The 14,593-nt window shown below is 69.5% G+C and carries 12 protein-coding genes and 1 pseudogene; 9 read left to right on the top strand and 4 right to left on the bottom strand.

Annotated features, from left to right (window positions below; translation table 11 throughout):
* The first annotated feature begins 3 nt into the window (after window positions 1-3).
* The 4 genes from ACIRQ7_RS32345 (at window position 4) to ACIRQ7_RS32330 (ending at window position 1,845) form a co-directional block, all read left to right on the top strand.
* Window positions 4-183: a hypothetical protein gene (locus ACIRQ7_RS32345; RefSeq protein ID WP_401465702.1), complete on the top strand. Its 180-nt coding sequence runs from the start codon at window positions 4-6 to the stop codon at window positions 181-183.
* Window positions 184-386: 203 nt separating this feature from the next.
* Entirely contained in the window at window positions 387-824 is a 438-nt protein-coding gene (locus tag ACIRQ7_RS32340) for a BlaI/MecI/CopY family transcriptional regulator (RefSeq protein WP_401465938.1), read from the top strand.
* A gap of 9 nt (window positions 825-833) precedes the next feature.
* Window positions 834-1,352: an amino-acid N-acetyltransferase gene (locus ACIRQ7_RS32335; RefSeq protein ID WP_401465705.1), complete on the top strand. Its 519-nt coding sequence runs from the start codon at window positions 834-836 to the stop codon at window positions 1,350-1,352.
* Window positions 1,353-1,509: 157 nt separating this feature from the next.
* On the top strand, window positions 1,510-1,845 hold the full coding sequence (locus ACIRQ7_RS32330; RefSeq protein ID WP_401465708.1) for an Lsr2 family protein: 336 nt from the start codon (window positions 1,510-1,512) through the stop codon (window positions 1,843-1,845).
* On the opposite strand, the gene ACIRQ7_RS32325 is transcribed toward ACIRQ7_RS32330, so the two are convergent.
* On the bottom strand, window positions 1,776-2,480 hold the full coding sequence (locus ACIRQ7_RS32325) for an SCO3374 family protein (RefSeq protein ID WP_404266161.1): 705 nt from the start codon (window positions 2,478-2,480) through the stop codon (window positions 1,776-1,778). The two genes, ACIRQ7_RS32330 and ACIRQ7_RS32325, sit on opposite strands and share 70 nt — an antisense overlap.
* Before the next feature lie 501 nt (window positions 2,481-2,981).
* Here ACIRQ7_RS32325 and ACIRQ7_RS32320 point away from each other — a divergent pair.
* Window positions 2,982-5,510, top strand: coding sequence for an ATP-dependent Clp protease ATP-binding subunit (locus ACIRQ7_RS32320; protein ID WP_404266160.1), 2,529 nt, complete (start codon window positions 2,982-2,984; stop codon window positions 5,508-5,510).
* Window positions 5,511-5,647: 137 nt separating this feature from the next.
* Here the strand turns inward: ACIRQ7_RS32320 and ACIRQ7_RS32315 are convergent, their stop codons facing one another.
* Window positions 5,648-8,287 (bottom strand): NACHT domain-containing protein, encoded by a 2,640-nt coding sequence (locus ACIRQ7_RS32315; RefSeq protein ID WP_404266159.1) that lies wholly within the window; start codon window positions 8,285-8,287, stop codon window positions 5,648-5,650.
* A 751-nt stretch (window positions 8,288-9,038) separates the two neighbouring features.
* On the opposite strand from ACIRQ7_RS32315, the gene ACIRQ7_RS32310 reads away from it, so the two are divergent.
* The gene (locus ACIRQ7_RS32310; RefSeq protein WP_403673671.1) at window positions 9,039-9,710 is read left to right on the top strand and encodes a M23 family metallopeptidase; all 672 of its coding nucleotides are present in this window, start codon (window positions 9,039-9,041) and stop codon (window positions 9,708-9,710) included.
* On the opposite strand, the gene ACIRQ7_RS32305 is transcribed toward ACIRQ7_RS32310, so the two are convergent.
* Window positions 9,692-10,306 carry a TetR/AcrR family transcriptional regulator gene (locus ACIRQ7_RS32305; RefSeq protein WP_404266158.1) on the bottom strand — a complete coding sequence of 205 codons (615 nt, stop codon included), beginning with the start codon at window positions 10,304-10,306 and terminating at the stop codon, window positions 9,692-9,694. The genes ACIRQ7_RS32310 and ACIRQ7_RS32305 overlap by 19 nt on opposite strands.
* A gap of 137 nt (window positions 10,307-10,443) precedes the next feature.
* On the opposite strand from ACIRQ7_RS32305, the gene ACIRQ7_RS32300 reads away from it, so the two are divergent.
* The 3 genes and pseudogenes from ACIRQ7_RS32300 to ACIRQ7_RS32290 all read left to right on the top strand — a co-directional run bounded on the left by ACIRQ7_RS32300 (window position 10,444) and on the right by ACIRQ7_RS32290 (window position 13,230).
* Window positions 10,444-12,057, top strand: a complete 1,614-nt coding sequence (locus ACIRQ7_RS32300) for an MDR family MFS transporter (protein ID WP_404266157.1) — start codon at window positions 10,444-10,446, stop codon at window positions 12,055-12,057.
* Window positions 12,058-12,266: 209 nt separating this feature from the next.
* A pseudogene (locus tag ACIRQ7_RS32295) lies at window positions 12,267-12,787 on the top strand (helix-turn-helix transcriptional regulator).
* Window positions 12,784-13,230, top strand: a complete 447-nt coding sequence (locus ACIRQ7_RS32290; protein ID WP_404266156.1) for a VOC family protein — start codon at window positions 12,784-12,786, stop codon at window positions 13,228-13,230. Before ACIRQ7_RS32295 ends, ACIRQ7_RS32290 begins: the two are co-directional and overlap by 4 nt.
* Window positions 13,231-13,281: 51 nt before the next feature.
* Here the strand turns inward: ACIRQ7_RS32290 and cseC are convergent, their stop codons facing one another.
* Complete coding sequence (cseC, locus tag ACIRQ7_RS32285) at window positions 13,282-14,586, bottom strand: two-component system sensor histidine kinase CseC (protein ID WP_401465730.1); 1,305 nt, start codon at window positions 14,584-14,586, stop codon at window positions 13,282-13,284.
* Window positions 14,587-14,593: the final 7 nt, after the last annotated feature.

Genomic DNA, 14,593 nt, shown 5'->3' with positions numbered 1-14,593 from the left:
CCCATGGATTACGTCGCAGCGCTGCTCCCGCCCGTGGTGATGGCCGTGGGCTTCACCGCTCTGATCGTGACGATCGTCAAGAGCCAGGGCGGCGACAACAAGTCCAAGGAGGATGCGGCCGTGGACGCGGCGATCGGCCGCGCCGAGGCCGCCCGCCAGGAGCCCACGGCGCACAGCGCCTGACCGCAGCCCCCTCCGCCGCGGCCCCGCCCGCTCCCGCCGCCGATTTCCGGCGGCCCGCGCGCACCTGTACGACCCGGGATAGTGCATCCCGGGTCGTACATCCTTTTTCTGGACCAAACGCAACGAGATCAACCGGCATTCGCGACATCTCCCACTATTGTTCTTGTGTGGTGAGAGCCTTGGGTGATCTGGAAGACGCGGTGATGACGCGGGTCTGGGAGTGGAACCGCCCGGTCACCGTTCGAGAAGTCCTGGAAGATCTGCAGAAGGAACGGTCGATCGCCTACACGACGGTCATGACCGTATTGGACAACCTCCATCAGAAGGGCTGGGTGCGCCGCGAAGCAGAAGGCCGCGCCTATCGATATGAGGCGGTCTCCACTCGCGCCGCCTACTCAGCCGCACTGATGAACGAAGCCTGGTCGGCCAGTGACAACCCCGCGGCCGCTCTCGTGGCCTTCTTCGGCATGATGTCGCCGGAACAACGGCACGCCCTGCGGGACGCCGTACGCATGGTGCAGGTCGACGAACCGCCACCGGCGCCCGAAGCGGCGCCCCCCGCGGCGGCCGGAGAAGCCGAGGAAGGCGCATCCGGCGAAGGCGAGGAACCCGAAGCGGGTACCGCCGACAAGGAGCGATAGCGTCCCGGCATGCCTCCGCATTCAAAAGGCCTCACCGTCCGCCGGGCCCGGACCAGCGATGTGCCGGCCGTACGCCACCTCATCGACGCCTACTCCCGCAACGGGATCCTGCTCGACAAAGCCACCGTCACGCTTTACGAGGACATCCAGGAGTTCTGGGTGGCCGAGCGGGACGAAGATGCCGAGGTGGTCGGCTGCGGCGCACTTCATGTGATGTGGGAAGACCTGGCAGAGGTCCGCACTCTGGCCGTCGACCCGCAACTGAAGGGCGCGGGGGTGGGACACCTGGTCCTCGACAAGCTGCTGCGCACCGCGAGCTGGCTCGGAGTACGGCGCATTTTCTGTCTCACCTTCGAAGTCGACTTCTTCGTCAAGCACGGCTTCGTGGAGATCGGCGAGACTCCCGTAGACGGTGATGTCTACAGTGAGCTCCTGCGTTCCTATGACGAGGGCGTTGCAGAGTTCCTCGGCCTCGAACGAGTGAAGCCCAACACCCTGGGTAACAGTCGGATGCTTCTGCACCTGTGATCAGTGTTCTATGTCCGAATCGCGCCCCTATCTCATGGCTACGGAACGATGTGTTCCCCGGGCTGCGGGCAACTGAACCCTACCCAAGGGTTTGTGTTTTTCCCGGAAAAGCGGTTTGCTTTCCGTCGTAATCCACATTCGATGAAAGGGAAACCCGGTGGCACAGAAGGTTCAGGTTCTTCTTGTCGACGACCTCGACGGCGGCGAGGCCGACGAGACCGTGACGTTCTCCCTCGACGGCAAGTCCTTCGAGATCGATCTCACCACCGCGAACGCGGAGAAGCTGCGCACCTCGCTCGCAGACTTCGTGAAGGCCGGGCGTCGCACCGGCGGCCGCGCCTCCGCGGGCCGCGGCAAGGCCCGTGCGGCTTCCGGCGGCAGCCAGGACACCGCCAAGGTGCGCGCGTGGGCGAAGGAGAACGGCTACAACGTCAATGACCGTGGCCGCGTCCCCGCCGACATTCGCGAGGCATACGAGAAGGCCAACGGCTGATCGCCGAACGCGCGATCCGATTGGGCATTACGAGCACGCAGCAACCGGGCCCGGTGGCATTCCGTCGCCGCCGCGCTCACGAGTCGCACGAGATCGGGGGCGCCCCCACCGTCCCCGTTACCTGCCCCGACGGCCGTGAGCTGTGCGGCGGGCAGGGAATTCTCCGCCTCGCAGCCAGGCTCGGGAGGTCGCACCCATCCAGCGGCCTCCCGCGAGCCGAATCCGCACGATGACCGACTCCCGCCCGGGAAGAACGGTGCGGGGAACGCCGGGGCCGGCATACGGTCTCCGGTTCCGCGCACGGTGAGATCCGGTGCGAGAGGGCCCCACTCCAGCCATTCCAGGATTCCGGGGAGTTCCTCCGCGCCTCCGGCCGCGATGAGCATGAGCAATTTCGGTCGATCAACGGAGTGTTTCCCGCCGCCTCCCGGCCGCAGGAGTGCCACCGGGCCGGTACACGGCACGCGCTGCATTACGGCGCTGCCCGCGTCGGCCGGCATCTCCAGGACGTCGAAGCGCAGCCCCGTGAGCAGCTCCACGGGCTCCGCGCCGGTCGTCGGCCAGCCCAGCTCCTCCTCGTACCACCGGCGGACGGTGGAGAGAGGGGCGCGGGGTCGCGGAAGCGCGCGGGGCATGACCGGTGCAACTCCCCGAAACGCAGGAAGTTACGCTGAGTCGGTGAACGGATACGCACCGTGGGCGGCCGGCGGGGCGCGGCAGGGCATTCGGTCGCGTGCGGGTGTTCGCCCGTAGCGGATGGCAGGGCCCCGTTCCGCATGGACTGTCAGTGGCAGCGGGTAAGACATTCACAGTGGGAAGAGACGGTGTGACCGGGGCACAATGCGCCCCGCCCGCGCTGATGGCGGGCGAGAGGCGGGCGTGTCGATAAAGGCCGCGTTCGCCACGGGCGTAGTGGAGGTGGGCGTATATGCCTGGCCTGCGGGAACATCGTCTCGCACCATCGGGTTGGAGCAGATGTCGGCTGTTCGGGCAGCAGACTTCTCCACGACAGTGGAGGTGAACCGGACGGGTGTCGGCAGTTGGAATGAGCTGTCCCGCCCAGCGGGACTAGCATGCGGAAGGACAGGGAGGGGACCGACCCCTAACTGCCTGACCGCTCTGAGGAGCGATTAACGATGTTCGAGAGGTTCACCGACCGCGCGCGGCGGGTTGTCGTCCTGGCTCAGGAAGAAGCCCGGATGCTCAACCACAACTACATCGGCACCGAACACATTCTCCTGGGCCTGATCCACGAGGGTGAGGGTGTCGCCGCTAAGGCCCTGGAGAGCCTCGGGATTTCGCTCGAGGCGGTCCGCCAGCAGGTGGAGGAGATCATCGGGCAGGGCCAGCAGGCTCCGTCCGGTCACATTCCTTTCACCCCCCGTGCCAAGAAGGTGCTGGAGCTTTCGCTCCGTGAAGCCCTTCAGCTCGGCCACAATTACATCGGTACGGAGCACATCCTGCTCGGCCTGATCCGCGAGGGCGAGGGCGTCGCCGCCCAGGTCCTCGTGAAGCTGGGCGCCGATCTGAACCGGGTGCGGCAGCAGGTCATCCAGCTGCTCTCCGGCTACCAGGGCAAGGAAGCCGCCACTGCCGGCGGCCCGGCCGAGGGCACGCCCTCGACCTCGCTCGTCCTGGACCAGTTCGGCCGCAACCTCACCCAGGCCGCTCGTGAAACCAAGCTCGACCCGGTCATCGGGCGCGAGAAGGAAATCGAGCGGGTCATGCAGGTGCTGTCCCGCCGTACCAAGAACAACCCGGTCCTCATCGGCGAGCCCGGCGTCGGCAAGACGGCGGTCGTCGAGGGCCTGGCGCAGGCCATCGTCAAGGGTGAGGTGCCCGAGACCCTCAAGGACAAGCACCTCTACACCCTCGACCTCGGTGCCCTGGTCGCCGGCTCCCGCTACCGCGGTGACTTCGAGGAGCGCCTGAAGAAGGTGCTCAAGGAGATCCGCACCCGCGGCGACATCATCCTGTTCATCGACGAGCTCCACACCCTGGTGGGTGCGGGCGCCGCCGAGGGCGCGATCGACGCCGCGAGCATCCTCAAGCCCATGCTGGCGCGAGGCGAGCTGCAGACCATCGGTGCCACCACGCTCGACGAGTACCGCAAGCACCTGGAGAAGGACGCGGCCCTCGAGCGCCGTTTCCAGCCGATCCAGGTCGCGGAGCCGTCGCTGCCGCACACCATCGAGATCCTCAAGGGCCTGCGGGACCGTTACGAGGCGCATCACCGCGTCTCCATCACGGACTCCGCCCTTGTCGCGGCCGCCACTCTGGCCGACCGCTACATCTCCGACCGCTTCCTGCCGGACAAGGCGATCGACCTGATCGACGAGGCCGGTTCCCGGATGCGCATCCGCCGGATGACCGCGCCGCCGGACCTGCGCGAGTTCGACGAGAAGATCGCCGACGTGCGCCGGGAGAAGGAGTCCGCGATCGACTCGCAGGACTTCGAGATGGCCGCGGGCCTGCGGGACAAGGAGAAGCAGCTCCTTGCCGCGAAGGCGAAGCGGGAGAAGGAGTGGAAGGCCGGTGACATGGATGTCGTCGCCGAGGTGGACGAGGAGCTGATCGCCGAGGTCCTGGCGACGGCCACCGGCATCCCGGTCTTCAAGCTCACCGAGGAGGAGTCCTCGCGGCTGCTGCGGATGGAAGACGAGCTGCACAAGCGCGTCATCGGCCAGAAGGACGCCATCAAGGCGCTCTCGCAGGCCATCCGCCGTACGCGTGCCGGCCTGAAGGACCCCAAGCGTCCCGGTGGCTCGTTCATCTTCGCCGGTCCGTCCGGTGTCGGTAAGACCGAGCTGTCCAAGACGCTGGCGGAGTTCCTGTTCGGCGACGAGGACGCGCTGATCTCCCTCGACATGTCGGAGTTCAGCGAGAAGCACACGGTCTCGCGGCTGTTCGGTTCGCCTCCCGGCTACGTCGGCTACGAAGAGGGCGGGCAGCTCACCGAGAAGGTGCGCCGCAAGCCGTTCTCCGTCGTGCTCTTCGACGAGGTCGAGAAGGCCCACCCGGACATCTTCAACTCCCTGCTGCAGATCCTGGAGGACGGTCGGCTGACCGACTCCCAGGGCCGGGTCGTGGACTTCAAGAACACGGTCATCATCATGACGACCAACCTCGGCACCCGGGACATCTCCAAGGGCTTCAACCTGGGCTTCGCCGCCCAGGGCGATGTGAAGACCAACTACGAGCGGATGAAGAACAAGGTCAACGAAGAGCTCAAGCAGCACTTCCGCCCCGAGTTCCTCAACCGTGTCGACGACACCGTGGTCTTCCACCAGCTGACCGAGGAAGACATCATCCAGATCGTCGACCTCATGGTGGCCAAGGTGGACGAGCGGCTCAAGGACCGCGACATGGGTCTGGAGCTCTCCGCGGAGGCCAAGTCGCTGCTCGCCAAGCGCGGGTACGACCCGGTGCTCGGCGCCCGTCCGCTGCGCCGCACGATCCAGCGCGAGATCGAGGACGCACTCTCGGAGAAGATCCTCTTCAGCGAGCTGCGTCCGGGCCACATCGTGGTCGTCGATGTCGAGGGTGAGGGTGAGACCGCCAAGTTCACCTTCCGCGGCGAGGAGAAGTCGGCCCTGCCGGACGCCCCGCCGATCGAGTCCGCCGCCGGCGGTCCCGGTTCGACGAACCTCAGCAAGGACGCGTAGCGGCGTAAGGCCTCACCGAGGCCACGCAGCGCGCACCGCATACGGGCACTGCCCCGGAACCGTTCCGTACGGTTCCGGGGCAGTTCTGTGTGTGCCGGGCCCCGCGGGCCCGGCACCATCCACCCGGGCCCGCAGGCCTACAGCTGGATGACGCGGATGCCGTCGGGGACGCCGGTCACCGGGCGGATCCGGTGGCCGATCTTGAGGGTGTCCAGCTGCGGGAAGGCCGACAGCCACTCCATGGAGACGCCCAGGTCGTAGGCGAGCCAGAGCCGGGTCAGGCCCTCGGCCGGGTGGATGCCCTCGATGAGCTGGTCGGGCGTGAACGGCCCGGCGATCTGCAGATGCGGGCGGCCGCCCAGGCGGCGCAGCGCGTGCAGCTCCTCCAGGTCGGACACGGGGAAGTACAGCTCGGCCGGTTCGAGGTGGGCGATGATCTCGCGGGCGTAGCGGGCGGTGTCGTAATGCCGCCAGGCGCCCGCGAGCTGCGCGCGGACGTCGTGGTGGCCGCGGTCGCGCAGCGCTGTCAGGTAGTCGATGGCCATGTCGTCGGCGATGGAGGTGGCGGTGATCGCGAGGAGGTACGCCTCGTCGTCGGGGACGGGCCTCGGGTCGGGGAGCATCTCCAGCACGATCGGCCCGATCCAGCCCAGCGCGCGGGCGGCGGACGGGGTGCTGGGGCGGACCATGTCGCGGGTGAAGCGCTGGACGCGGGCGCGGACGGCCGGGTCGAGTTCGGTGGCGTGCTCCAGGCAGGCGGCCGCCAGCAGCTTGCGGTGCCGGGCCTCGGCGGCCTTCACACCGGCGTGCGGGGCGAGCAGGCCGTCCAGAAGGGCCGCGCACTCGTCGGGGCGGGCCAGGGCCACCGCCATCCTGATGACGTCCTCCCAGGCGTCGTGGTGGGCGTGCTCCAGGAGGAGGGGGAAATCGTGCCGCTGCACCGTGGCGCGGGCCGAGAGGTAGTCCTGGAAGGTGCGGTGCACGAAGTCGACGGTGCCGGGGGTGGGCTCGCGCAGCAGACCGGTGCGGTTGAGGAGGTGCCGGTAGACCTCCACGGGCCCGCCCTGGCGCGCGGCGTCCGGGATGGCGGGCAGATGCTGGGCGAGGGTCTCGATCGCGACGTCCCGGTCCATTTCGGAGCGGCCGTTGAGCAGCATCCAGTGGGCGAGTTTCTGCAGCAGCTGGATCTTGGGCTGGCGGGTCAGGTCGACGCCGTCGGTGGCGACCATCGCCCGCTCCCGGTCGCGTCGCTCCAGCAGCATCGACAGCGCGGCGTCGTAGAGCTCCTTGCGGCCGTTGGGCAGGTAGCCGCGGCGGTCGCGGTGCAGGGCGCACAGCAGCCCGCACATCAGCGGGTTGGTGGCGAGCCGGCCCAGGTCGCGGGTGATCCGGACGGCGTTGAGCAGGGTGTGCTCGTACGCCCCGAGGCGGTCGATGTCGGCGGGGCTCTGCTGGGCGGCGGCGCGGTGCCAGCGCTGGATGAACGCGGCGACGTCCTCGCGGCTCATCGGCGCCAGGGAGAGTTCGGTGAAGCCCTCGGCGGCGAGCCAGTTCTCGGGGACGGCGGACGGGCGGGACGTGACGATCCAGATGTTGCCGGGGTGGCGGTCGGTCCAGTCGGCGAGCTTGCGGCGTACTTCCTCGCGGTCGCTCTCGGGGGCCTCGTCGATCCCGTCGATCAGGAGCAGGGCGCGTCCCGAGCCCAGGACGCGGTCCGTCCAGCCGGGCGGCTGGGACCCGGCGTCGGGGTAGCCGACGGCGGTCAGGAAGGCGTCGGGGGACGGGAAGCCGTCCTGGGCGAAGCGGCGTACGGGCAGCAGGAACGGCACCCGGCCGCGCAGCGTGGCCAGCGCGTCGGGCAGCTCGTCGCGGGCGGTGGCGACGGTCAGCCACTGCAGCAGCGTCGTCTTGCCCGACCCGGCGACGCCGCGCACCAGGACCTTGCTGCGGCCGGACAGCGCCTGCTCGGCGGGGACCGGCGGCTCGTCCTGGCCTGCGGCGTCGGGCCCGCCGGCCGGGCCTGCGGCACCGGCCGGGCCGGCTCCGACGGGGCGGGGTTCGCACTGGAGCCCCAGGTAGGCGGCGTCCAGGGGCCAGCTGTCGGGCGAGTGCGCCAGGTCGATACCGAAGATCGTGAGGTGGTTGTGGAGGACGGCGGTGGCGTGCGCGTAGCGCTCCTCGAAGGCGGCGTCCTCGCTGGAAGGGGACGGCGCGTGGCCGGCGCCGTGGCCGCTGAGCTGCTCGGTGAGGACGCGGGCGACGTACGGGGAACGCAGCGTGAGGAAGCGCAGGATGTACGGCGCGACGGAGTCCAGCAGCAGGCTGTGGAAGCGGGTGCCCTCGGCGCTCAGCGCGCGGGTGACCCCGGGCACGGTCTCGTGCAGCCGGCGGGCGAATTCGGCGGGCAGCAGGCGGGCGGCCTGCAGATCGTCCATGTCGATCTCGCCGAGTGCGCGCAGCGTACGGGCCAGGGCGTCGGCCACGGCGCTGTCCTCGCCGGGGGCGACGGGGCGGGCGGCGGTGGCGGTGGCCGTCGGAGCGGTGGCGGGGCGGGCGCGGGGGCCGTCGCCCAGGGCCGCCCCGACGAGCTCCGCGGCGACCCGGAGCAGGTCCCGCTCGGTGAGTGCGGGCTTCTCGCCGGTGAAGGAGACCAGGCGGGAGAGGTGCACCGGCCGGTCGACGAGGTCGGTGCCGGGCCCGTCGTGGACGAAGAGCGTACGGATCAGCGGGGCGATCACATCGGGGGTGAGGCGGGCGGCGACGAGCGTGGGATCCATGCGTTCCCCGTAACTGCGTTTCAGGTCAAGGTGGTTGAAGCCTCAGGGTAGGGGAGCGGTGGCGGTCGGTCAGTGCCGCGGACGCGGCCGGCCGGGGGGGGGGCGCCCGCCGGACGCCACGGGGCGACGGGGTGGCGGGGCGACGGGGGTGGCGGGGCGGCGGAGCTGCGGGGGCGCGGCGTCCGGCGTGGGGCGGTGCGATCGGGGGGGGGGGGGCAGCCGCTCCGATGACGCGCCGCACGGCGTCTCGTCCGCCCATTACCGAGCAAATCGGACATTCTCCGGGGTCCGGAGTAACCCCCGTCACAAAGGCCCTTGGTCCCGAAACGGACACCCGAAAGGCCCGCGATAAACCGTTGGATCTTATTCGTCGGTGACATGGCGCACAGCCGATTCGAGGCCTACTAAAAGAATTAGGGGATTGCCGCCGGGGGATCGCGGGACCTTCGGCTCCCCGGGGTGCGGGGCGAAGGGCCGCCCTGCGGCGGTCTGTCGTCCGGCCGTGCGGCGTATGGGGAAATGGCCAGTTCAATGGGGGTATGGGGGAGGGTCGAGTCGGGTGGAGATGTCCTAATTTGGGGGTTTGGTGCCGCGGGGGTGGGGGCAGCGCAAGAGGCCGAATTCCCTCGGTTCCGGTACGGGGCGGGGTAGTAGAAAGGCGCCTTGGCGGGACGGCGCCGACGGGTTACCAAGGAATGGCGATCCCGGTCCGCAGCCGGGAAACCAATCAATTTCTGGAGGGCAAACCCGCATGTCGAAGTTCACCCGCATCCGTAATTCCAAGAAGTCCGCGCTGCGCAACCGCGCCACCGTCGTGGTCGTCGGCGCCGGCCTCACCGCCGCGCTGGGCGCAGGCATCGCCACCGCCGCCGACGGCGGTCTGACGAACCTCACCTCGGGCGTCGGCTCCGCCGTCACCGCGCAGGCCGACGCACAGGCCAAGGCGGCCAAGGACGCCAAGGCCGCAGCCGCCAAGGCCAAGGCCGACGCGGCCAAGAAGGCCAACGCCTGGGTCAAGCCGGTCGACAAGTACACGCTGGGCTCGACCTTCGGTCTCGCCGGCAACATGTGGACCAGCAAGCACAGTGGCCAGGACTTCGTCGTGCCCAGCGGCACCACGGTCAAGGCCGTGCACAAGGGCACCGTCGTCAAGGCCGGCCCCAATGGTGGCGGCGACGGCCCGGCGTACGGCAACGCCATCGTGATCAAGCACGACGGCGGCACCTTCACCCAGTACGCGCACCTGTCAAAGATCGAGGCGCACGTCGGTCAGCAGGTCGGTGCCGGCCAGGAGATAGCCAAGTCCGGCAGCACCGGTAACTCGTCCGGTCCCCACCTTCACTTCGAGGTCCGCACCGGTCCCAATTACGGGTCGGGCATCGAGCCGACCGGATTCCTGCGGGCTCACGGCGACTCCGTCTGAGCTGAGTCCGGCCGGGCTGGCCGGCGGCTCGGCGGGTTTGCCGCCGTGACCAGTTCTGTGGCGACCTCGAGGATGGCCTTGCGCTTCTCCTCGGGGTCGCCTTCCACGTTCCGCATCGCGAAGGTACCCGCGTGCATCGAGAACAGCGCCGTGATGCAGCGCACCTGATCGGACAGCTCCGATTCGGGCTCCTTGAGGAGCTCGAAGAGGGTCAGCACCCGCTCCTTGAAGGTCTCGCCGATGCTCAGGTCGCGCACTGCGGCCTGGTTTTCCTGGAGGAACCGGAAGAGGGGTTCCGCGGACCGCAGCGACTCGCTGTAGCGGCGCAGGATCTCCTGCTTGGTCTCCAGGGTGCGCGGCTGCGTCCCGCCCCACTCGATCAGCTCGTCGATCGGCCTGCCCAGGTCGTGGAACAGGCTGATGACGATGTCTTCCTTCGTCTTGAAGTGGTAATAGAGCGCCGCCTTGGTGACGTCGAGGTGCTCGGCGATCTCGCGCAGCGAGGTCTTGTCGTAGCCGTGCTCGGAGAACAGCTCCAGGGCTACGTCCTGGATGCGCTGCCGCGTGTTGCCCCTGCGCGCCTGTGGTGTGCCCATGGTGCTCTCCTGCGTCGTCGGTGCCGGCCGGGTGGCGCCCTGTCCCGGCGCGTCGATTAACTTACTTGACGCCCGGCTAGTAGCGGCTTACCTTCATCACTGTACTGAACTAGCCGGGCGGCAAGTAAGTGGGAGTGATGGGGATGTCGCAAACAGCGACCCCAGCGGGGGAGCAGCAGAAAACGGCCGAGAGCGGCGGCAGACAGCCGGCGAGCGTCCGGGTCGTGCTCTTCGCGCTGATGATCGCGATGCTGCTCGCGATGCTGGACAACATGATCGTCGGCACCGCGATGCCGACCATCGTCGGTGAGCTCGGCGGCATGGAACACCTGTCCTGGGTGGTCACCGCGTACACGCTCGCCACCGCCGCCTCGACCCCGATCTGGGGCAAGCTCGGCGACATGTACGGGCGCAAGGGCGTCTTCCTCACGTCCATCGTGCTCTTCCTGATCGGCTCCGCGCTGTCCGGTATGGCACAGGACATGGGACAGCTGATCGGCTTCCGCGCCGTCCAGGGCCTGGGCGCCGGCGGTCTGATGGTCGGCGTCATGGCGATCATCGGTGATCTGATTCCGCCGCGTGAGCGCGGCAAGTACCAGGGCATGATGGCCGGCGTCATGGCCGTCGCGATGATCGGCGGACCGCTGGTCGGCGGCACCATCACCGACCACCTCGGCTGGCGCTGGAGCTTCTACATCAACCTGCCGCTCGGCGCGATCGCGCTGGTCATGGTGACCGCGGTGCTGCATCTGCCGAAGAAGCGGTCGCAGACCCGGATCGACTACGTGGGCGCCGCACTGCTCACCGTCGGCATCACCTCGCTGGTCCTGATCACCACCTGGGGCGGCACGGAGTACGACTGGGCCTCGGCCCAGATCATCGGCCTCGGCGTTCTCGGTGTCGTCGCGCTCGGGCTCTTCCTGCTGGTGGAGCGCAAGGTCAGCGAGCCGGTGCTGCCGCTGCACATCTTCCGTAACGGCAACTTCGCCCTGGTCACGCTCATCGGCTTCCTCGTCGGCTTCGTGATGTTCGGGTCGATGACGTTCCTGCCGCTGTTCCAGCAGACCGTGCAGGGCGCCTCGGCCACCAACTCCGGGCTGCTGCTGCTGCCGATGCTGCTGGCCATGATGGTCGTCTCGCTGTTCGCGGGCCGGGTCACCACCAACACGGGCAAGTACAAGGTCTTCGTCGTGGTCGGCGGCGGGCTGATCACCGCGGGCCTCGCGCTGCTGTCCCTGATGGACACCGGCACCACCCGCTTCACCTCGGGCCTCTTCATGGCGGTGCTCGGCGCCGGTATGGGCTTCCTGATGCAGACCACGATGCTGATCGCCCAGAACAGCGTCGAGATGAAGGACATGGGCGTCGGCTCCTCGTCCGCGACCCTCTTCCGGACGATCGGCGGCTCCTTCGGCGTCGCGATCTTCGGAGCGATCTTCACCAACCAGGTGAACGCCACGATGGTCGGGCGGATCGGCAAGGCCGGCGAGAAGCTCAGCAGCGGCGGCGCGCAGCTGGACCCGAAGAGCCTGGCCAAGCTCCCGCCGATGTTCAAGGACGCGTACTCCCACGCGGTCGCGGCCGGCACCCACCACGTCTTCCTGTGGGGCGCCGTGATCAGCGTCATCGGCTTCGCGGCCGCCTGGTTCCTCAAGGAGGTACCGCTGCGCGGCGGGCCCGCCACGCAGGCCGCGAACCCGGAGGGCGGGGACGCTCCGGCGGACCGGGCACCGGTGGCGGAGACCGTCTGACCCGGCTTTCCTTCCCGGTCCGAGCGGCCCCCGGCGTACGCGCCGGGGGCCGCTCGCCGTGTACGGGGACGGGTATGGGGACATCGGGTGGGGCGAGCGTCCGGCGCCGGGCCGTTGTCCGTGGCGCGTGCCGGCATCGTGGTGTGGACAGTGCACCCCGGTCCGAGCAGCAGGGCCGCTTGCGGCAGCTGCGCCGGGCCAAGAACGCGATGGACCGCGACTGGGCCGAGCCGCTCGACCTGCACGCGGTGGCCGCGCACGCCGGCTACTCCCGCTACCACTCCCGCGCGCCTTCAAAGAGGTCTACGGCCTGACCCCGGGCCGGTATCCGAGCCGCCGCCGCATCGAGCGCGCCGAAGAGCTGCTGCGCGCCGAAGAGCTGCTGCGCACCGCCGACCTCTCGGCCACCGAAATCTGCGTGCCGGTCGGCTTCACCGGCCTCGGCACCTTCTCCGCCCGCTTCAAGCAGCAGACCGGGCTGACCCCGAGCGAGTACCGCGCCCGGCATCCGGGCCGCGGTGCGGCTCTCATACCGGGCTGCTACGCCCTGCTGGGGGCGGGCGGCTTCAAGAGCTTCGGCGAGGGGAGCGGGCACCCGGTGGCGGCGAGGAGTCCGCCCCGCTCCGCAATTCTCGAGAAGCGGACGGATGACGGCCCTGCCTACGGTGACAGGGCGGCGCAGGAGCGCAGCGCCGCACGGCGCAGGCAGCGAGCGAGGAGCGGGCCATGATCAAGGGAATCGCCATCAGCACCATCTGGGTGCTCGACCAGGACCGGGCGAAGGAGTTCTACACCGAGAAGCTCGGCCTGGAGGTCCGTACGGACATGCGGATGGGCGGCGAGAAGGGCATGCGCTGGCTGACCGTCGGCGGCAAGGACCAGCCCGACGTCGAGCTGACGCTGATGGTGCCCGGCCCGCCCGGCATGGACCCGGAGTCCGCCACGGCACTGAAGCAGCTGGTCAGCAAGGGTCTGATGGGGGCGGGGGTGCTCGCCACCGACGATGCGCACGGCGCGTATGCCGAGCTCAAGGCCAAGGGCGTGGAGTTCGTCCAGGAGCCGCAGGAGCGGCCGTACGGCATCGAGGCAATCTTCCGCGACGACTCCGGCAACTGGTTCTCGCTGACCCAGCGCCGCGAGCAGCTCGACCTGGGCGCGGACTGGGGCCAGTGACAACAAGCAGTGCCGCGAGGCGCCCCGTCATGACAGGAAGCGCGCGGCAGCTCAGCGGTCCGGCAGGTGGATGACCGGGAAGCTGCCGGTGTCGGTCGGGGCGTTCTCCGGGAGCCAGAGGACGGACACGGCGCCCGTGGAGCCGTCGGTGATCTCCTCCGCGTTGCGGAAGGTCAGCCGGGCCCCGAGCACCCGCGCCTGTCCGGCCGCGATGGTCAGCCCCAGCCCGTGCCCACGGCCCGCGCGGTCGCTGCTGCCGGTGCGGAAACGGCTCGGCCCCTCGCGCAGCAGCGCCTCGGGAAAGCCCGTGCCGTGGTCGCGCACCCGCAGCACCCGCCCCTCGACGGTGACCTCGATGGGCGGTTTGCCGTGCCGGGCGGCGTTGGCGATGAGGTTGCCGAGGATGCGCTCCAGGCGGCGCGGGTCGGTGGTGACCTCCGCGTCGCGTACGACGTCGAGATGGATGTCCGGGTTGAGGGCGCGCACCCGCCGGCTGACGAATTCGCCGAGCGCGACGTCCTGGAGTTCGGCGCGCTCCGCGTAGCCGTCGAGGCGGGCCACTTCCAGTACGTCCTCGACCAGGGTGCGCATCGCCTGGGCCCGGTCGCGCACCAGCTCGGAGGGGCGGCCCGGCGGCAGCAGTTCGGCCGCGGTCAGCAGGCCCGTGACGGGGGTGCGCAGCTCGTGGGCGATGTCGGCGGTGACCCGGCGTTCCGCCTCGATGCGCTGCTGGAGGGCGTCGGACATCGCGTCCACCGCCCAGGCCAGGTCATCGGTCTCGTCCCGGACCCGGCCGCCGCCGACCTCGTCGCGGATACGGACCGAGGTGTCGCCGTCGGCGAGTTTGCCCGCGGCGGCCGCCGCCTTCCGCAGCCGTATCGAGAGCCGCCCGCCGACCAGGACGCCCAGCGCGCAGCCGCCGACGACGACCGCGGTGGAGCCGAGCAGCAGGGCCTGGTCCAGGTCGTCGAGGACGGCGAACCGGTCGGGGAACTGGGCGTGGACGGACAGCACCCGGCCGTTGCTGAGCGGGGAGGCGGCCCAGACCTCGGGGGCGGTCTCGTCGGTGTCCTGGAGGTAGGTGGCGCGCTGGTTCCTGGCGACCTCACGGCGCAGCGCCGGTGGCAGTGCCGGGTCGTCGATCTTCGCGCCGAACTGCAGCCGGTTCGTCGACTCGAAGATCTTCTGCGTGAAGTTGAGCCGCTCGGTCTGCACATCGCGGCTGTTGTCGAGCATGGAGTGCCGGGCGGCGTTGTGCACGACAAGGCTCAGCGCGATCGCGACCAGCGCTCCGACGAGCGCGATCGCGGCGCTGAGCTTCCATCTCAGTCCTGTCCGCAGGGCCAGCCTGACCACCGCAGCC

The sequence above is a fragment of the Streptomyces sp. NPDC101393 genome, assembly GCF_044767385.1.
Classification (GTDB): domain Bacteria; phylum Actinomycetota; class Actinomycetes; order Streptomycetales; family Streptomycetaceae; genus Streptomyces.
The sequence above is the reverse complement of the archived record's forward strand: the minus strand, read 5'-3'. Positions and strand labels throughout refer to the sequence as shown.

Excerpts from the sequence above, each read along its gene's own strand:
- ACIRQ7_RS32345 (WP_401465702.1), top strand. The coding sequence starts at position 4 with ATGGATTACGTCGCAGCGCTGCTCCCGCCCGTGGTGATGGCCGTGGGC.
- ACIRQ7_RS32340 (WP_401465938.1), top strand. The coding sequence starts at position 387 with ATGACGCGGGTCTGGGAGTGGAACCGCCCGGTCACCGTTCGAGAAGTC.
- ACIRQ7_RS32335 (WP_401465705.1), top strand. The coding sequence starts at position 834 with ATGCCTCCGCATTCAAAAGGCCTCACCGTCCGCCGGGCCCGGACCAGC.
- ACIRQ7_RS32325 (WP_404266161.1), bottom strand. The coding sequence starts at position 2,480 with ATGCCCCGCGCGCTTCCGCGACCCCGCGCCCCTCTCTCCACCGTCCGC.
- ACIRQ7_RS32320 (WP_404266160.1), top strand. The coding sequence starts at position 2,982 with ATGTTCGAGAGGTTCACCGACCGCGCGCGGCGGGTTGTCGTCCTGGCT.
- ACIRQ7_RS32315 (WP_404266159.1), bottom strand. The coding sequence starts at position 8,287 with ATGGATCCCACGCTCGTCGCCGCCCGCCTCACCCCCGATGTGATCGCC.
- ACIRQ7_RS32310 (WP_403673671.1), top strand. The coding sequence starts at position 9,039 with ATGTCGAAGTTCACCCGCATCCGTAATTCCAAGAAGTCCGCGCTGCGC.
- ACIRQ7_RS32305 (WP_404266158.1), bottom strand. The coding sequence starts at position 10,306 with ATGGGCACACCACAGGCGCGCAGGGGCAACACGCGGCAGCGCATCCAG.
- ACIRQ7_RS32300 (WP_404266157.1), top strand. The coding sequence starts at position 10,444 with ATGGGGATGTCGCAAACAGCGACCCCAGCGGGGGAGCAGCAGAAAACG.
- ACIRQ7_RS32290 (WP_404266156.1), top strand. The coding sequence starts at position 12,784 with ATGATCAAGGGAATCGCCATCAGCACCATCTGGGTGCTCGACCAGGAC.